The sequence below is a fragment of the Mycobacterium sp. URHB0021 genome, assembly GCF_054057895.1.
Window position 1 is genome coordinate 3,265,727 of sequence record NZ_JBSRZT010000002.1, and the last position, 15,384, is coordinate 3,281,110.

At 66.2% G+C, this 15,384-nt stretch carries 12 protein-coding genes and 1 pseudogene; 5 read left to right on the forward strand and 8 right to left on the reverse strand.

Annotated features, from left to right (window positions below; all coding sequences use genetic code 11):
- Positions 1 to 30 precede the first annotated feature (30 nt).
- Complete coding sequence (locus ACVWWN_RS18305) at positions 31 to 2,019, reverse strand: acyl-CoA dehydrogenase family protein (protein ID WP_457145126.1); 1,989 nt, start codon at positions 2,017 to 2,019, stop codon at positions 31 to 33.
- Positions 2,020 to 2,122: 103 nt separating this feature from the next.
- On the opposite strand from ACVWWN_RS18305, the gene ACVWWN_RS18310 reads away from it, so the two are divergent.
- Positions 2,123 to 2,854 carry a VIT1/CCC1 transporter family protein gene (locus ACVWWN_RS18310; RefSeq protein WP_457145127.1) on the forward strand — a complete coding sequence of 244 codons (732 nt, stop codon included), beginning with the start codon at positions 2,123 to 2,125 and terminating at the stop codon, positions 2,852 to 2,854.
- Positions 2,851 to 3,963: an esterase-like activity of phytase family protein gene (locus tag ACVWWN_RS18315; protein WP_457145128.1), complete on the forward strand. Its 1,113-nt coding sequence runs from the start codon at positions 2,851 to 2,853 to the stop codon at positions 3,961 to 3,963. Before ACVWWN_RS18310 ends, ACVWWN_RS18315 begins: the two co-directional genes overlap by 4 nt.
- Positions 3,964 to 3,967: 4 nt before the next feature.
- On the opposite strand, the gene ACVWWN_RS18320 is transcribed toward ACVWWN_RS18315, so the two are convergent.
- Both ACVWWN_RS18320 and ACVWWN_RS18325 read right to left on the reverse strand, forming a co-directional pair.
- Positions 3,968 to 5,188 (reverse strand): MFS transporter, encoded by a 1,221-nt coding sequence (locus ACVWWN_RS18320; RefSeq protein WP_457145129.1) that lies wholly within the window; start codon positions 5,186 to 5,188, stop codon positions 3,968 to 3,970.
- Positions 5,189 to 5,210: 22 nt separating this feature from the next.
- Entirely contained in the window at positions 5,211 to 5,651 is a 441-nt protein-coding gene (locus tag ACVWWN_RS18325) for a MarR family winged helix-turn-helix transcriptional regulator (RefSeq protein WP_457145130.1), read from the reverse strand.
- Between the two features lie 148 nt (positions 5,652 to 5,799).
- Here ACVWWN_RS18325 and ACVWWN_RS18330 point away from each other — a divergent pair, with 148 nt between their 5' ends.
- Together ACVWWN_RS18330 and ACVWWN_RS18335 are read left to right on the forward strand one after the other, a co-directional pair.
- Positions 5,800 to 7,848, forward strand: coding sequence for an ATP-binding cassette domain-containing protein (locus ACVWWN_RS18330; protein ID WP_457145131.1), 2,049 nt, complete (start codon positions 5,800 to 5,802; stop codon positions 7,846 to 7,848).
- Entirely contained in the window at positions 7,845 to 8,678 is an 834-nt protein-coding gene (locus ACVWWN_RS18335) for a CbiQ family ECF transporter T component (RefSeq protein WP_457145132.1), read from the forward strand. The genes ACVWWN_RS18330 and ACVWWN_RS18335 overlap by 4 nt, the downstream gene beginning before the upstream one ends.
- Positions 8,679 to 8,882: 204 nt before the next feature.
- On the opposite strand, the gene ACVWWN_RS18340 is transcribed toward ACVWWN_RS18335, so the two are convergent.
- Entirely contained in the window at positions 8,883 to 10,220 is a 1,338-nt protein-coding gene (locus ACVWWN_RS18340; protein WP_457145133.1) for an ABC transporter substrate-binding protein, read from the reverse strand.
- The gene (locus tag ACVWWN_RS18345; protein WP_457145134.1) at positions 10,217 to 11,044 is read right to left on the reverse strand and encodes a carbohydrate ABC transporter permease; all 828 of its coding nucleotides are present in this window, start codon (positions 11,042 to 11,044) and stop codon (positions 10,217 to 10,219) included. The genes ACVWWN_RS18340 and ACVWWN_RS18345 overlap by 4 nt, the downstream gene beginning before the upstream one ends.
- A 46-nt stretch (positions 11,045 to 11,090) precedes the next feature.
- On the opposite strand from ACVWWN_RS18345, the gene ACVWWN_RS18350 reads away from it, so the two are divergent.
- Positions 11,091 to 12,695, forward strand: coding sequence for a recombinase family protein (locus ACVWWN_RS18350; RefSeq protein WP_457145135.1), 1,605 nt, complete (start codon positions 11,091 to 11,093; stop codon positions 12,693 to 12,695).
- Here the strand turns inward: ACVWWN_RS18350 and ACVWWN_RS18355 are convergent, their stop codons facing one another.
- From ACVWWN_RS18355 to ACVWWN_RS18365, 3 genes and pseudogenes are all read right to left on the reverse strand, one after another.
- Positions 12,696 to 12,887, reverse strand: coding sequence for a hypothetical protein (locus ACVWWN_RS18355; RefSeq protein WP_457145136.1), 192 nt, complete (start codon positions 12,885 to 12,887; stop codon positions 12,696 to 12,698).
- A 216-nt stretch (positions 12,888 to 13,103) separates the two neighbouring features.
- Positions 13,104 to 13,961: an IS21-like element helper ATPase IstB gene (gene istB / locus ACVWWN_RS18360; RefSeq protein WP_457144319.1), complete on the reverse strand. Its 858-nt coding sequence runs from the start codon at positions 13,959 to 13,961 to the stop codon at positions 13,104 to 13,106.
- Positions 13,958 to 15,320: pseudogene (locus ACVWWN_RS18365) on the reverse strand (IS21/IS408/IS1162 family transposase). Before ACVWWN_RS18365 ends, istB begins: the two are co-directional and overlap by 4 nt.
- Positions 15,321 to 15,384 lie beyond the last annotated feature (64 nt).

Consider the following 15,384-nt stretch of genomic DNA (forward strand, 5'->3'; position numbering starts at 1 on the left):
CCCGCCACCGACACGTCGGCGACGCAGGCGTCAACTGGGCTCTATGGTGCCGGCGCTGATCGCGTCCTTCTCTTGGTGTTCGTCGGCGTCGGGGATGTTCTCCGGGTGCAGCATCTCCGCGTAGCGCAACTGCTCGGGTATCCCGAAACCGTCCACCAGCAGTTCGGCGTACGGCCGCAGATTGCGGCACCGCTCGTTGATCGCGCGCGTCACCGCCTTCGCGCGCTCCGTGGACAGGAAGCGGTGTTCGACGAACCAGCCTCTGTCCTCCTCGATCACCGACAGCGCGTAGAGGTCGCACACCATGTTGAGGATCTCGCGCGCCTCTTGCCCTTCAACAGAGGTGGATTCGCAGGAGTCGATGCCGGCGACGAACGCCTCGAGGATGATGCGATCGATGTGGGCCCGCGCCGTGTGCAGCACGTGATCCTGCACCGCGTTGAACGCCTCGAACGCGCTCACCTCCTTCGACTTACCCTGCAGCCGGCGAGCTACCGTGGCGAGCATGTACTCCTCGCGGTCCTCGAACATCTTGACCTGGGTGCCGCGGTTGAACAGGCTGCCCTCTTCCTCGTTGTCCTGCCTGGTGTCGAGGATGGTTTGGATGATCGTCTCGGCCGCAGTACGTTTCAGCACCCGTTCGCCGGCGAAGTTGGCGGCGAACCGCACCCACTCCACCGGGCTCATGCCCTTGATGTCGTCGGCGTAGGCGGTGAGCAATTCCTTGGCGACCAACTGGGTGAGGACATGGTTGTCACCCTCGAAGGTGGTGAACACGTCGGTGTCGGCGCGCAGCGCGATCAGCCGGTTTTCGGCGAGATAGCCTGCGCCGCCACATGCTTCGCGCGCTTCTTGGATTGCGCGGCTCGCGTGCCACGTGTTGGCGGCCTTCAGCCCGGCAGCGCGGGACTCCAGCTCGCGCTGCTCCTCGACATCGGGATTGTCGGCGGTCTGCAGTTCGTGGGTCTTCGCGACGAGTTCGTTCTGCGCGAACTGCAAAGCATACGACCGTGCGATGAGGGGAAAGAGCCTGCGCTGATGCACCAGATAGTCCATCAGCAGGACCTCGTTCTCCTCGCCGGGAGCCGCGAATTGGCGGCGTTCGAGTGCGTACCGCGTCGCGATGTCGAGTGCGACCCGCGCTGCCGCGCCGGCGCTGCCACCCACCGTCACCCGGCCGCGGATCAGTGTGCCGAGCATGGTGAAGAACCGGCGGCCCGGATTGTCGATCGGCGAGCTGTAGCTACCGTCCTCGGCGACGTCGGCGTATTTGTTGAGCAGGTTCTCCCGGGGGATGCGAACGTGGTCGAACTGGATGCGGCCGTTGTCCACGCCGGGCAGCCCACCCTTGTAGTGGCAGTCGGAGGTGGTGACGCCCGGCAGGTCGTTGCCCTGGTCGTCGCGGATGGGCACCACGAAACAGTGCACGCCGTGGCCTTCGCCGTCGGGTGTGATGAGTTGTGCGAAAACTGCTGCCACCCGAGCGGTTTCGGCTGCACCACCGATGTAATCCTTGCGCGCCGTGCGGGTGGGGGAGTCGATGACGAACTCCTGCGTCTCCGGGTCGTAGGTCGCTGTCGTCTCCAGCGCCTGCACATCGCTGCCGTGGCCGGTCTCGGTCATCGCAAAGCAGCCCAGCAGGTCGAGGTCGATGAGGCGCTGCACATAGGCCTTGTGGTGGCGTTCGGTGCCGAGGTTCTCGATCGCCCCGCCGAAAAGTCCCCACTGCACGCCGGCCTTCACCATCAGCGAGAGATCCGACATCGCGAGCATCTCGATCTGTGTGACCGCCGCCCCGACGTCACCGTTGCCGCCGTGTTCCTTCTTGAACCCGTCCTCGGCGGCCCCGTGGGCGGCCATGATCCTCATCTGCTCGCCGACCTTGGTCCGGGCGATGACGGTGTTCGGGGTGTAATGCGGCCGGAAGACCTCGGTGGAGAGTTCCTCTCGCATCCGGTTCTTCACGTCGCGCCAACGGCCGTCCAGCGTGTTGCGTAGATGCTCCGCAGTGGTGGTCATACCAACGACGGTAACCCTTCTGAGGCGCGCGGAAACTGTGATGTGGCAAACGTAGGCAAACCTGGCTGGACCAGTAGAAACTCGTGGCGTTGAATCAACAACCATGACCGAGGCAGAGCGGGTCGGCCCCGCGGCATGGCGGCCACACGAATTCGATCACCGTCACGGTGATGTCAGCGGCGGCTGGTTGCGGGCATCGACATTCGGCGCGATGGACGGTCTTGTCAGCAACACGGCGCTGATTGCCGGCGTCGGGGCGGCGGCCGAGGCGCACACCGTGCTGCTGAGCGGGTTCGCCGGCCTGGCGGCGGGCGCATTCTCGATGGCGCTCGGCGAGTTCACGTCGGTCAGCACCGCCAACGAGCAACTCGACTCCGAGGTCATGGTCGAGCGGCGGGCATTCAAGATGCACCCGCAGGCCGAGGCGGCGGAACTGGCCGAGATGTTGGTCAACATGGGCATGACCCGCGACACCGCCGTCAAGGCGACCGAAGAGATCCACCGCGACGAGAACAAGGCGGTCAATTTCCATCTGGTACAGGAGTTGGGCGTCGATCCGCGGGAGAAGCCCTCACCGTGGGTCGCGGCGATCTCCTCGTTCGTGACGTTCGGGATCGGGGCGATCACCCCGCTCATCCCGTATCTGCTTGGCTTCCAGTCATTGTGGGCCGGTCTGATTCTGGGCGGCATTGGGCTGGTGGTCGCCGGTGGCGTCGCCTCTCGCTTCACCAGGAAGTCGCTTGTGTGGGCGTCGCTGCGACAGTTGGTCTTTGGCGCCATCGCGATCGGGGCCACCTACGCGGTGGGCACCCTGGTCGGTACAGTCGCCACGTGAGTCGTTTGCTGTCGGGCTGTGCGTTGACATGTTGTCTGCTGACCGTCGGCTGTGATTCTGCTCCGCAGCCTGAGTCGTCGTTCGCGTTCCTCGGCGAGGTCGACGTGCCCGACGGCTACCTCTTCGACGCGACGACGGTCGGTGGGCTGTCGGCGATCAGCTACGACCCGGGACGTCAGGTGTACTACGTCATCAGCGACGACAGGTCGGCGAAGAACCCGGCCAGGTTCTACACCGCGCGAATCACGTTCCCGGACAACAAATTGAGCAGCGTGGAATGGATGTCCACCACGTCGCTGCTCGATCGTTCCGGCGCGCCGTTTCCGCCGCGGTCCGATGATGCCGCCCGACCGACGGTTCCGCCCGACCCGGAGGGTATCGCGTTCGACGAACGCCGCCAACAGCTGTACTGGTCCAGTGAGGGTGAGCGAATCACCACGGACCCCGCGCATCCGGTGCTGCTGGACCCGTGGGTACGGGTGGCCGGCCTCGACGGCTCGTTCCGCGCCCAGTACTCGCTTCCGCCCGGCCTCGCGATGTCGGCGCAGCCCACGGGTCCACGCCAGAACATGGCGCTCGAGGGCCTGACCGTGACGCCGAGCGGCAAATACCTCTACGCCGGGATGGAGGATCCCGGTTTCAACGACGGCAGCCTGCCGACAGCCGATTCCGGTGCGCTGACCCGCATCACCCGGTTCGACGTCGCCACCGGTACCCCGTCGGCGCAATATGCCTACCCACTCGACCCGATCACCGCACCTGACGGCGAAGCCAACGGGCTGTCCGACCTGGTCGCGCTGGACGACGGGAACTTCCTGGTGATCGAGCGGTCGCACGGGTCGCACAACGTCGCACGGATCTATCGCGCCAGCATCGCCGAGGCTGACGACATTCTGGGCCGAGCGTCGTTGTGGGACGCGCCTGCCACGCCGATGATCAAGGATCTGGTCGTGGACCTGTCCCACGTGCCCGAAATCCGCAACCTCGACAATGTCGAGGGAATCACGCTGGGCCCCAAGCTGTCCGACGGCAGGCAGACCGTCGTGCTGGTCACCGACGACAACTTCTCCCAACAGCAGATCACGCAGTTCTACGCCTTCGCTGTATGACTTCTCAAGTCTCGCTACCGACGGTGACAGCCGCCGCCTCGTCGGTGATCTCGTCGAGTGCAGACTCCTCAGCCTCTTCGGCGTCGATGCCGGCCAGGTGCCTGCGGGTGGCCGCCAGCACACCGGCGCCCATCAGCACCGCGGCCGCGCCCACCCAGAACGGGACGTGCACGTTGATCTCTTCGCCGAGCACACCGGCCAGCCACGGTGCCAGCGCGGCACCGGAGAAGCGCACGAAACTGTAGGCGGCCGAAGCCACTCCGCGCTCAACCGGCGCGGCCTTCATCACGGTCTCGGTGATGAGCGTGTTGTTGATCCCGATGAAGAGTCCCGCGACCACCACACACGACGCGAGCACCGCCCGGTTATCGGTGCCCAGGGCCATGGCCGCCAGCGTCGCGGTCATCGCCAGCAGATTCACCAGCAGGGTGGGCACGGTGCCGAAGCGGCGCTGCAGCCGCGGCGCGACGACCACGGAGGTGAACGCCAGTGCCAGGCCCCAGCCGAAGAAGATCAGCCCGATCTGGTGTGCGCTCATGTCGAGTGGGAACGGCGTGAAGGCCAGCAGGGTGAAGAAGCCGAAGTTGTACAGCAGCGCGGTGACCGCGACGCCGAGCAGACCGTGGTGCCGCAACGCGCGGAACGGGTCAGCCAGCGTGGTGGCGTGTGCTGCCCGCGGAGTCGATGGCAACAGAAACGCCGTGACAAGGAGGGCGAACGCCATCAACGCCGACACCCCGAAAAACGGCCCCCGCCACGAGATGGAGCCGAGCACGCCGCCGACCAGCGGGCCGACGGCGATGCCGAGGCCGAGCGCAGCTTCGTAGAGGACGATCGCCTGGGCCACCGATCCACGCGCCGAGCCGACGATCGTGGCCAGCGCAGTGGCGATGAACAACGCGTTGCCGAGACCCCAGAGTGCCCGCCAGCCAACGATTTCGGCCACCGTGTCCGACATGCCGGCCAGCCCGGCTCCCGCGATGATCACCACCAGGCCCAGCAGCAGTGTGCGCTTGGGGCCGATCCGGCTGGACACCACGCCGGTGACGAGCATCGCCACGCCCATCACGGCCATGTAGCTGGTGAACAGCAGCGACACCTGTGATGGTGACGCATCGAGGTGGTCGGCGATCGGTTTGAGAATCGGGTCGACGAGTCCGATGCCCATGAAAGCGACGACGGACGCGAAGGCGACGGCCCAGACAGCCTTGGGTTGGCGCCACATACTGCGAGACACTCCTTTGCGGTTATTTGACGGTGGTGGACGGCGCGGCGGCATCCTCGAGGAGGCGGCGCAGTACTCGGACGGCGTCGCGGAGCGTTTCCCGATCCTCGGGGTCGAGACGCTCCAGGTAGGGATCGATGGCCGCGGCCCGGTCGATGCGCACCTGCCGCAGCGTGTCCACCCCCTTCGGAGTGATGCGGATCAGCACGGCGCGCGCATCCTCCGGGTCGACTGTGCGAGACACCAGGCCGGCGTCCTCGAGGCGGCGGACCTGAGTGGTCATCGTCGGCTGCGAGCAATGATCGAGGGCGGCGAGATCGGAGATGCGGGCCGAACCCTGGTCTTCGACGGTCGACAGCAGGCGGGCCTGGCCGTAGGGCAGGGGCATCCGGACCCGCTGGGTGGCGAGTCGATTGAGCCTTGCCACTACCGCCAGTAGATCCGCACCGTGGGTTGGGGACATGCCTATAGATTACATAGGTTAACTATGCATATCAACATGTGGGGCACGGACCACGATGGTGCATGGCCCGGGTCATCAAGGTAGCCGATGCACCGCCGGTCGCGCGTGGTCTCGGGGGCCGGCGGAGCGCGACTGGCAGAATCGTGAAATGACCACGACCGGGCAGGTGAGCAAGCCGCACAGGGTGGGCTCTCTGAAACCGGTCGAATTGGCCCAGGCCTCGGTGATGGCAGCGCTGTGCGCGGCGACGGCGATCATCTCCGTGATCGTTCCGTTTGCCGCCGGGCTTTCGCTGCTCGGCACGGTGCCGATGGGACTGCTCGCCTATCGCTACCGCCTGCGGGTGATGATCGCCGCGACCGTCGCGGGCGGCATCATCGCGTTTCTGATCGCCGGTATGGGCGGGTACATGACGGTCTTCAACTGCGCCTACATCGGCGGGTTGACCGGCATCGTGAAGCGCCGCGGTCGCGGCGCCCCGACCGTCTTCCTCGCCTCGCTGGTGGCCGGTTCATTGTTCGGCCTGGCCAACGTCCTGGCGCTGACGGTCTTCTCGAGGTTGCGCCATCTGATCTTCGACTCGGTGACCGCGAACGTGAACGGGCTGGCCGCGATCCTGGCCCGCATCCCCGGACTGGACGGGGCCGCCCCCCGGCTCAAGCATGACTTCGCCGCCGCGCTGGGATACTGGCCGTATCTGTTCTTCAGCGGGTCGGTGCTGTCCATCGTCATGGTCAGCCTGATCGGCTGGTGGGCGCTGTCGCGGGTGATGGCCCGGCTGCTGGGCGTACCCGACGTGCACCAGCTGGAGTCGTCGGCCGACGCGGGGCCGGTTGCCCCGGTCCCGGCGCGACTGCAGGACGTCTGCTTCCGTTATCCGAAGTACGACCACGATGCTCTCGGTCCGATCTCGATGACCGTCGAGCCGGGGGAGCATCTCGCGGTGACCGGGGCCAACGGCTCGGGCAAGACGACGCTGATGCGGGTGCTGGCGGGACGCGAACCGACCGCGGGCACCATCGAGCGGCCGGGCTCCGTCGGACTGGGCCGGCTGGCCGGTACCGCCGTGATCCTGCAGCACCCGGAGAGTCAGGTGCTCGGCACACGCGTCGCCGACGATGTTGTCTGGGGACTGCCGGCGGGCAAGACCACCGACGTCGCACAGTTGCTCACCGAGGTCGGCCTCGACGGTCTGGCTGAACGCGACACCGGCGGATTGTCGGGCGGTGAGTTGCAGCGTCTGGCCGTGGCCGCGGCGCTGGCCCGGGAACCGGCCCTGCTCATCGCCGATGAAGTCACCAGCATGGTCGACCAGGACGGCCGCGAGGCGTTGATGTCGGTGTTGTCGGGTGTGACCAAGCGGCACGACATGTCGTTGGTCCACATCACGCACTACAACGACGAGGCGGATGCGGCCGATCGCACGATCAATCTGACAGGAAACGGCGGGGCCGCCGACAACATGAGGATGGTGGAGACCGCAGCCGCGCCCACCGCAACGGTGCCGGTGGGTCACCAGACCGAGGTGCCGGTGCTGGAGCTGACTGGAGTCGGCCACGAGTACGGCAGCGGAACACCATGGGCCAGCACCGCTTTACGCGACATCACCTTCTCCGTTCATGAGGGCGACGGGGTGCTGATCCACGGCCTGAACGGTTCGGGCAAGTCGACGCTGGCGTGGATCATGGCGGGCCTCACCGTTCCGACCGTCGGCACCTGCCTGCTCGACGGTGCGCCATCGTCGGAGCAGGTCGGCGCGGTGGCGATTTCGTTTCAGGCCGCCCGCTTGCAGTTGATGCGTAGCCGGGTCGACATCGAAGTCGCCTCGGCAGCCGGGTTTTCGGTCCGCGATCGCGACCGCGTGGCTGCGGCGCTGGCCACCGTCGGCCTCGACCCGGGGTTGGCGAAGCGCCGCATCGATCAGCTCAGCGGTGGGCAGATGCGCCGTGTCGTGCTGGCCGGGCTGCTGGCCCGCTCGCCGCGCGCCCTCATCCTCGACGAGCCGTTGGCCGGTCTGGATGCCGCGAGCCAGCGGGGGCTGCTGCGTCTATTGGAAGATCTGCGCCGCAACGCCGGTTTGACCGTCGTGGTGATCTCCCACGATTTCTCCGGTCTAGAGGACCTGTGCTCGCGCACACTGCATCTGCAGGACGGTCTGCTGGCACCGGCGTCGACGGCCGCGGGGGGAATGTCGTGACGGCCGCCACCCGGCGTCAACGCAAGCGGGTCGTCTTGCTGCGGCCGGTGCCCGGCCGCAGCGTCATCCACGAACTGTGGGCCGGCACCAAGCTCGTCGTGGTGGCCGGTATCGGTGTGCTGCTCACCTTCTATCCCGGCTGGTTACCGATCGGTTTGGTGGCCGGGTTGGCGCTGGTGACGGCGGTGCTGGCGCGGATTCCGCGCGGTGTGCTGCCATCGATTCCGCGGTGGATGTGGGTTCTGCTGATCCTCGGTGGTGTCACCGCCACCTTCTCGGGGGGCAGCCCGGTCATCGACCTCGGCTCGATCGATGTCGGCCTCGGCGGTCTGTTCAACTTCCTGCGCATCACCACGCTGTCGATCGTGCTGCTCGGCCTTGGTGCACTCGTGTCCTGGACGACGAACGTCGCCGAAATCGCTCCGGCCGTATCCACTTTGGGGCGCCCTCTGAAATGGCTGCGGATTCCCGTCGACGAGTGGGCCGTGGCGCTGGCCTTGGCGTTGCGGGCGTTCCCGATGCTGATCGAGGAATTCACGGTGCTCTACGCGGCGCGCCGGCTGCGGCCCAGAGAGGTACCCCCGACTCGCCGGGCGCGCCGTCGCCGCTGGGCGCTCGAGGTGATCGACCTGATCGCGGCGGCCCTGACCGTGGCGCTGCGGCGCGCCGACGAGATGGGAGACGCGATCACCGCCCGCGGCGGCGCCGGTCAGATCTCCGCGGTGCCATCGCGACCGAAGAAGGCCGACTGGCTGGCACTTTCGATCGTGATCGCCGTGTGCGGGGTGGCGTTGGCGCTTGAGTTGACGGTGCTGGGAACCAGCGGCTAGCCCTCGGGACGTGGGCACCGGACGGCCAATTCTGTCAATTGCCTGTCATCGGAACCACATCGCGCCGCCCTCGTAAGGTGACTACATCGGACCACTCGCACCGACTATCCTCGTCGTCGGCGTGATCGCAGACGTAGATCTCCATGTGCTCGAGCAGTGCCAGGCTCGGCTGCGATCCCTTTCGCTCTCGAGCCCGCGCCGCAGCTAGCGCGCCGCCGCGGAGTTGGCGGCCCGTTGGGCGTCGGCCAGGCTGCCGGCGACATCGCGGCGACCGAGGAACATCTCGGCGAAGTAGGGTTTGAGTGCGTCGAACCCGGCGGCGAAGCCGGCACCACCGGGCGCGGCGATCCGGGGACCGTCGAGCACTCCGAAGAACGGACCGACGTCGACGCCACGCGACGCCCAGTACCGGTGGTAGGCGGGTTGGGCGGCGAGCACCGCCGGAATGGCGGCCCCGTCGGCGCCGACGTACTCGTTGCCGCGGCGGCTGCCCATCCAGGCGAGCACCTGCCGCACGGCATCGGGGTGGGGGCTCGCCGGGTTGCCGGCAGCGGCGATGCCGTTGGTGACGCTGACCCTGGACTTGGGGCCGGCGGGCATCATCGCCACCCCCCAGCGGAAACGGGCGCCGTCGGCAATGGTGGCGAGGTTGTAGGTGCCGGACTGGAACAGCGCCATCCGGCCCTGCAGGAACTGGTTGCGGGAGAAGTCGCCGTTGTCGTTGGTGTCCGACGCGGGCGGGGCGACGTGATCGGTGTTGATCAGCCGCACCAGGTATTCGAACGCCTCAGCCGCCTGCGGGTTGTCGAAGGCGAACCGGTCGCCGACCGAAAACACCCCGCCCGCCGATCCGATGTAGTTGAGGTAGATGCCCTGCAGATCGTTGGCGGCGTTATAGCCCCACTGCCTGACGCGGCGGGGGTCGAATCCCGGTGTGGCGGCGGAGCGTCCGTCGGAATCGAGCGTGAGTCTGGCCAGCAATGGCCGCAGCGTGTCGTCCTCGCCGGGCGACCATCGCAGCGATTCGAGGTCGTCCACCGACACGCCCGCGGCCTCGAGCAGGTCGGCGTTGAAATAGAGCGCGATGCCGGCGTCGGTCAGCTGCGGCACCCCCCACAGCGCGCCGTTGCGGGTGAACTGGTCGACCACCGACGGCTCCCAGTCCCGAAACGCGTTGCGGCCCAGCGCATCACCGATATTCATCAACCGGCCGTTGTCGGCGTAGCCGGCGAAGTAGGCGTTCGACAACCAGAAGATGTCGTCGGCGCCGCCGCCCGCGACGTCGGTGCGCAGCGTGTCGAAGTAGGTCGAATACGCCACCACGTTGACACGTACATCGATGTCGGGATGTTCGCGGGTGAACTCGGCGAAGGATTCCCGGTACGCCGCGGCCACCTGAGCGTCCCACACCCGCACGGTCACCGTGGTACGGTCGGCGGCCTCGTCGGAGCGGCCGAGCAGCATGGCCGCGACAAGCAGCACGGCCCCGGTGAGCGCGATCCCGGCGGCCGCCAGCGTGGAAAATCTGGGTCTGGCGCTCACTTGATTCCCGTCACCACGATGGAGCGGACGATGTGACGGCCCAGCGCCACGAACAACACGATCAGCGGCACGATTGCCACCGTGGTGGCCGCCATCACCAATGTCCACTGCGCGTTGTACTGCGACTGCAGCCCGGCTGTCGCGACGGTCAGCACCTGCCACTTGTCGCCACTGGTGATCACCAGCGGCCACATGAAGTTGTTCCATTGCGAGACGACGGTGATCAGGGCCAGCGTCACCAGGATCGGTCGGCTGGCGGGCACCACCACATGGGCGATCACATCGAGCGTGTTCGCGCCGTCCATCCGGGCAGCGTTGATCAGCTCTGCCGGGATGGCGCGAAAGTACTCGCGCAGCAAAAAGATCGCGTACGGCGAGCCGAACAGGAACGGCAGCACCAGCGCCCAGAAGGTGTTGCGCAAGCCGGCCTCGGCCATCATCAGATACAGGGGGACGACGGTCACCGTCGCAGGCACCATCAGCGTCGCGAGGTAGACCCAGAACAGCACGTCGCGGCCGGCGAAGCGGACGCGAGCGAACGCGTAGGCCGCGAGCACCGAGAAGACGATCTGTCCGAGCAGGATGACCGCGGTCATGAGTGCGGTCACCACCGCGGCCCGCCCGAACCCTGCGCCGGCGAGTCCGGAGTAGTTCTCCAGGGTCGGCGGCCTGGGCCATGACAGCGGCGATTCGGTGGTGAACTGCCGGGCCGACGTGAACGAGGTCAGCAGTCCCAGCAGGAACGGGGCCAGGGTGATGACCGCGCCGACGGCGAGCCCGGTGTAGATTCCTGCGCCGCCGGCGACGCGACTAGGTGAGGTCATAGGTGATCCGCCGGCGGAAGTACAGGTGCTATGAGACACTCCGTACATGACCGACAGCAACGTACGCGCCCTGGTAGGGGCGCGGGTGTCGAATGTTCAGGGCGATGAGAAGACATCGCACATCACGCAGCGGGGCAAGGGCGAGGCATACGCCGAGTCACAAGGTTGGACTGTAGTTGGCGCCTTCGAGGATCTCGATGTCAGCGCAATCAAGCTGTCGCCGTGGGATCGACCAGACCTGAAGACGTGGCTAACCGACCGCGCCGAGGAATGGGACGCCTTGATCTTCGCCAAGACTGATCGAGTGTTCCGATCTGCGGCTGACTGCGTGAAGCTCGCGGAGTGGTGTCGGCAGCACCACAAGATCCTCGTCCTTGTGGACGACGGGATCCGGTTGGACTATTACCACCCCGAGGAGGCGAAGGACGCCTTCGCCGGGGCGATGAGCAAGGTGTTCTTGATACTCGCATCGGTATTCGCCGAGATCGAGGGGCAGCGGTTCGTACAGCGAGCACGGGACCGCGTCACGTACCTCCGCAACACCGATAGGTGGGGGTACGGCCTGGCGCCGTTCGGGTTCGAGATTGTTGATCACCCATCCGGCAAGGGCAAAGCCTTGGACCATGACGCAGACGCTCAGTGCGTCTTGCATGACGCCGCATCGCGGCTATTGGCGGGTGACTCGCTGACCCGGATCGTCTCAAGCTTCAACGAGTCCGGGGTTCTCAGCCCCCGAGACTGGTACCGAGTTAGGTCGGGCAAGCCGGCCCAGGGGGCGCTGTGGACGGTGGAAAACCTGAAATGGATCTTGCACAACCCTACTACCCAGGGCATCAAGACCGCCGGCATCGATCGGAGTGTCAAGAGAGCACCGGGGAAGCCGATACTCGACGCTGATGGGGAGCCCGTCATGGTCGGCCCACGGTCGTTTGACCCTGAGACTTGGAAGCGCATTCAGACTGAGCTGGCGCAGCGGACACAAAACCCCCGCCAGCGCCGACATTCGACCAATCCGCTTCTCGGCGTTGCCAAGTGCGGGCTGTGCGGCAAGAACATGCGGCAGCAGTCGAAGACCACCCCGGCAGGTGTCACACACCGCTACTACATCTGCGGGAAGTCCCCGACAGCGTGCAAGGGAGTATCGATCGTCGCTTGGCAAGCGGAGGAGATCGTGGGAGCCGACTTCCTGCGCGACCACGCCGACCGGCATGTCACGGTCCGCGAATGGCGAGAGGGATCCGACCACACCCGCGAACTGGAGCAGACCAACCGGACGATTGAGTCTCTCCGCGAGGACCGTGCGATGGGTCTATTCGTCACGCCTGGTGACGAGAAGACGTTTCGGCAACAGATGACCACACTTATCACGAAGCGCGAAGCACTGGCCGGTATGCCTGTTGTCCAAGCTGGCTGGGTCGAAGTCGAGACGGACAAAACCTACTCCGAGGTCTGGCCGACGGCCACGCCGGAGGAGCGGAGGAAACTGCTCTTGGACGCGCATGTGCTACTCGTCGTCCGTCGCCCGAATGACTGGACCGTCAGCACCGACTACGACAAGGTGCTTGGTGCAGGGCCTCGGGGCAGGGAACTTTTCGAAGCGGTCGAGGCCGCGGGGAGAGCAGAGCGAGCCCACTACGGGGTCCCTGACTAGCTACGGCTGGTCGGGATCCTTGATGACCCGCTGGATCATCCCTCCAACCGGCACCCGGGTGGTGGATACCTTGCCCGTGCCGTAGATATCCGTCTCGCGTGCGCTTTGCAGCTCGATCAGTCCGGGCTCGCCGTCTTTCTTGACCCAGCCAATCTCCTCGACAACGAACGAGTACCCCCTTCCGTCAGCCATCTTTGTGATGACTGTGTCCCCACGGCCTATCGCGTCAATTCGTACCTGCTCGACGGCCCAGCCGTCTTGTCTATGAATGATTGTCATAAATCGATTGTTAGTTCGAAGGTCTGGCCGCTCAATCTGACGCGCCGGTGGCTTAGCAAACTCTTAGTGACTGCGCTCATCGAAAGTCCTCAGGTGTGCTCGTTGAAATTCCTCACCTGTGAGCAGTGGTCAGTGTAGTGGTTGGCGGGTTCCGGTGGCGGCTCGGCGGAGGGTGTCGGCGGCGGCGTGGTGGTCGCGGAGTCGGTAGGACTCGCCGTCGAGGTTGATGACCACGGAGCGATGCAGGAGTCGGTCGAGCATGGCGGCGGCCACAGTGGCGTCACCGAGGATGTCGCCCCAGGCTCCGACGCCACGGTTGGTGGTCATCACGATCGAGGTCTTCAAATAGCGTTGGGACACAACCTGAAACAACGCCGAAGCAGCCTCAGCAGGCAGGGGCAGATATCCAAGCTCATCAATCACCAGGAGTGTGGGGCCGGCGTAGAACCGCATGGTGGTGGCCCAGCGACCCTCGATCGCGGCGCGGTGGCAGCGGGCAGCCAGGTCGGCAGCGGTGGTGAAGTAGGTGCGATATCCGGCATGGGCTGCTGCCCTTGCCAATCCGACCGATAAGTGAGTCTTGCCAGTCCCCGGCGGCCCGATGAGCAAAATGTTGGTCGCCGACTCGAGGTAGTGGCAGGTGCCCAGCTCATCGATCAAGGCGCGGTCGATACCGGCGGCTGCATCGACATCGAAATCGGCCAGAGTGGCCGGGGTGGGTAGGCAGGCGAACCGCAGTCGGCCGGCCAGCCGGCGGGCGGTGCTGGCGTCGACCTCGACAGCCAACAGCCGCTCCAACGCCACCGTCAGCGACAGCCCCTCGGCGGTGGCCTGGTCCAGCACGGCGGGCAGGGCTTCGGCAGCGGCGGCGAGTTTGAGCTCGCTCAGGTGGGAGCGCAGTTGCTGATAGCGGCTCGCTGCAGCCGATGGTGCCTCGTTCTCAGCGGGGCGGGTGGTGGTTTTCGGAGTGCGGGTCGTGGGCGTCATTGCAAGGTCCTTTTCTGGGCGGCCCGCTCGTAGACGGACAAGTCGATGACAGTGGAATCGAGTGACGGAGTTGAGGATTGAGATTCAGGTCGCGGGTTGCCACGTAGCGTGAGTAGTTGTACTGCAGCAGCTTTGGCCGTCGGACCGGGTGGGATACGTTCCTTGCGGCGGTGCGGCCGCGCGGTCGATGCGGTGGCCATCGCCACAGCATCCAAGGCGATGACATGACCGGTGTCGCGGACCATCACCCCCAACCCGTCGGCGGCCATGCGGTGGCGGGCGACCACGATGCCGCTCGTGGTGGCGATGTCGAGGTATTCACCGCCGACCGGGTGGCTGACCGTGACTTGGGCGGCGGCCAACTCTGGTGGCACCGAGTAGCGGTTGCCGCGGTAGGACACCAGCGCTTGCCGCGAGGCGGTACGGGTCTCGGACACGATGACCGGATACGGCGCCGCTGGCAGAGGGCCGAGCGGCTCAGACTTGGCGACGACCGCGACCGAGGACCGGCCGTTAGCGGTGGCGCGGATACGGGTGTCGCCGCGTACGCGGGCGAAGCGGTCCATACTGGCCTGGGCCGCCTCGACGGTCACGTCGTCGGCCAGGGTGCGCCACCAGCGTTGCGCGGCGGTGTGGTTGACCTTCTCCACCACACCCTTGCGGTTGCCGCGCCGCGGCGGGCAGATCGCCACCGAGACGCCATAGTGCTTGGCCACCCCGGCGAACGACGCAGTCACCCGACCACTGCCGGGATCACACACCGTGGCCATCCGATCGAAACGCCACACCCTGCTCACCCCTCCCAGGCCGCGCACGATGCGGTCGATCGCGGCGACCAGATGAGGCTGATCGGCCGAGGGCGACAACACCGCCCGCCACTTTCCCGGAATGCGCCAACGACCCCACCAACAGCAAGGCCTTCTTGCCCCAGCCCCACGATGCCGGCGGATCGGGCAATTCCAGCCAGTCCCACTGGGTTTCATCCCCTGGCGGATGCGCGATCACCGCGTTCGGACGCTCAGTGGCGGTCCGGCAAGCCTCACACACCGGGCGCAGATTCCGAGCACGGATGTTACGGGTCAAACTCGGATACGACAGGTCGAAGCCGAGCTCCTCCAACTCGTCGAACAGGGTGCGGGCCCACAGGTGCGGGTCCTCAATCAGCCGGGCGGTGATGTAGTCGACGAACGGGTCGAACGGATCCGGACCCGGCCGTGCCCGCTCTCCAGGCTTGCCGTCGCCGGCCAGATACTTGCGGACCGTCTTACGGTCGAAGCCGGTGTGGCGAGCGATCGCTGAGATCGTCCAACCACGTTTGCGTAGATGGTGTACTTCCATGTCGTCCTCCCATGTGAGCATGAGAAAGCGGGCCTCCTTCAACGGAGCTACTGGCGTCAGACACCAGCAGCATCGAGGGAGGCCC

Bases quoted from the DNA above. Each gene is read 5' to 3' on its own strand.
- ACVWWN_RS18350 (WP_457145135.1), top strand. From the start codon at position 11,091: ATGACCGACAGCAACGTACGCGCCCTGGTAGGGGCGCGGGTGTCGAAT.
- ACVWWN_RS18325 (WP_457145130.1), bottom strand. From the start codon at position 5,651: ATGTCCCCAACCCACGGTGCGGATCTACTGGCGGTAGTGGCAAGGCTC.
- ACVWWN_RS18355 (WP_457145136.1), bottom strand. From the start codon at position 12,887: ATGGCTGACGGAAGGGGGTACTCGTTCGTTGTCGAGGAGATTGGCTGG.
- ACVWWN_RS18320 (WP_457145129.1), bottom strand. From the start codon at position 5,188: ATGTGGCGCCAACCCAAGGCTGTCTGGGCCGTCGCCTTCGCGTCCGTC.
- istB (WP_457144319.1), bottom strand. From the start codon at position 13,961: ATGACGCCCACGACCCGCACTCCGAAAACCACCACCCGCCCCGCTGAG.
- ACVWWN_RS18330 (WP_457145131.1), top strand. From the start codon at position 5,800: ATGACCACGACCGGGCAGGTGAGCAAGCCGCACAGGGTGGGCTCTCTG.
- ACVWWN_RS18345 (WP_457145134.1), bottom strand. From the start codon at position 11,044: ATGACCTCACCTAGTCGCGTCGCCGGCGGCGCAGGAATCTACACCGGG.
- ACVWWN_RS18305 (WP_457145126.1), bottom strand. From the start codon at position 2,019: ATGACCACCACTGCGGAGCATCTACGCAACACGCTGGACGGCCGTTGG.
- ACVWWN_RS18310 (WP_457145127.1), top strand. From the start codon at position 2,123: ATGACCGAGGCAGAGCGGGTCGGCCCCGCGGCATGGCGGCCACACGAA.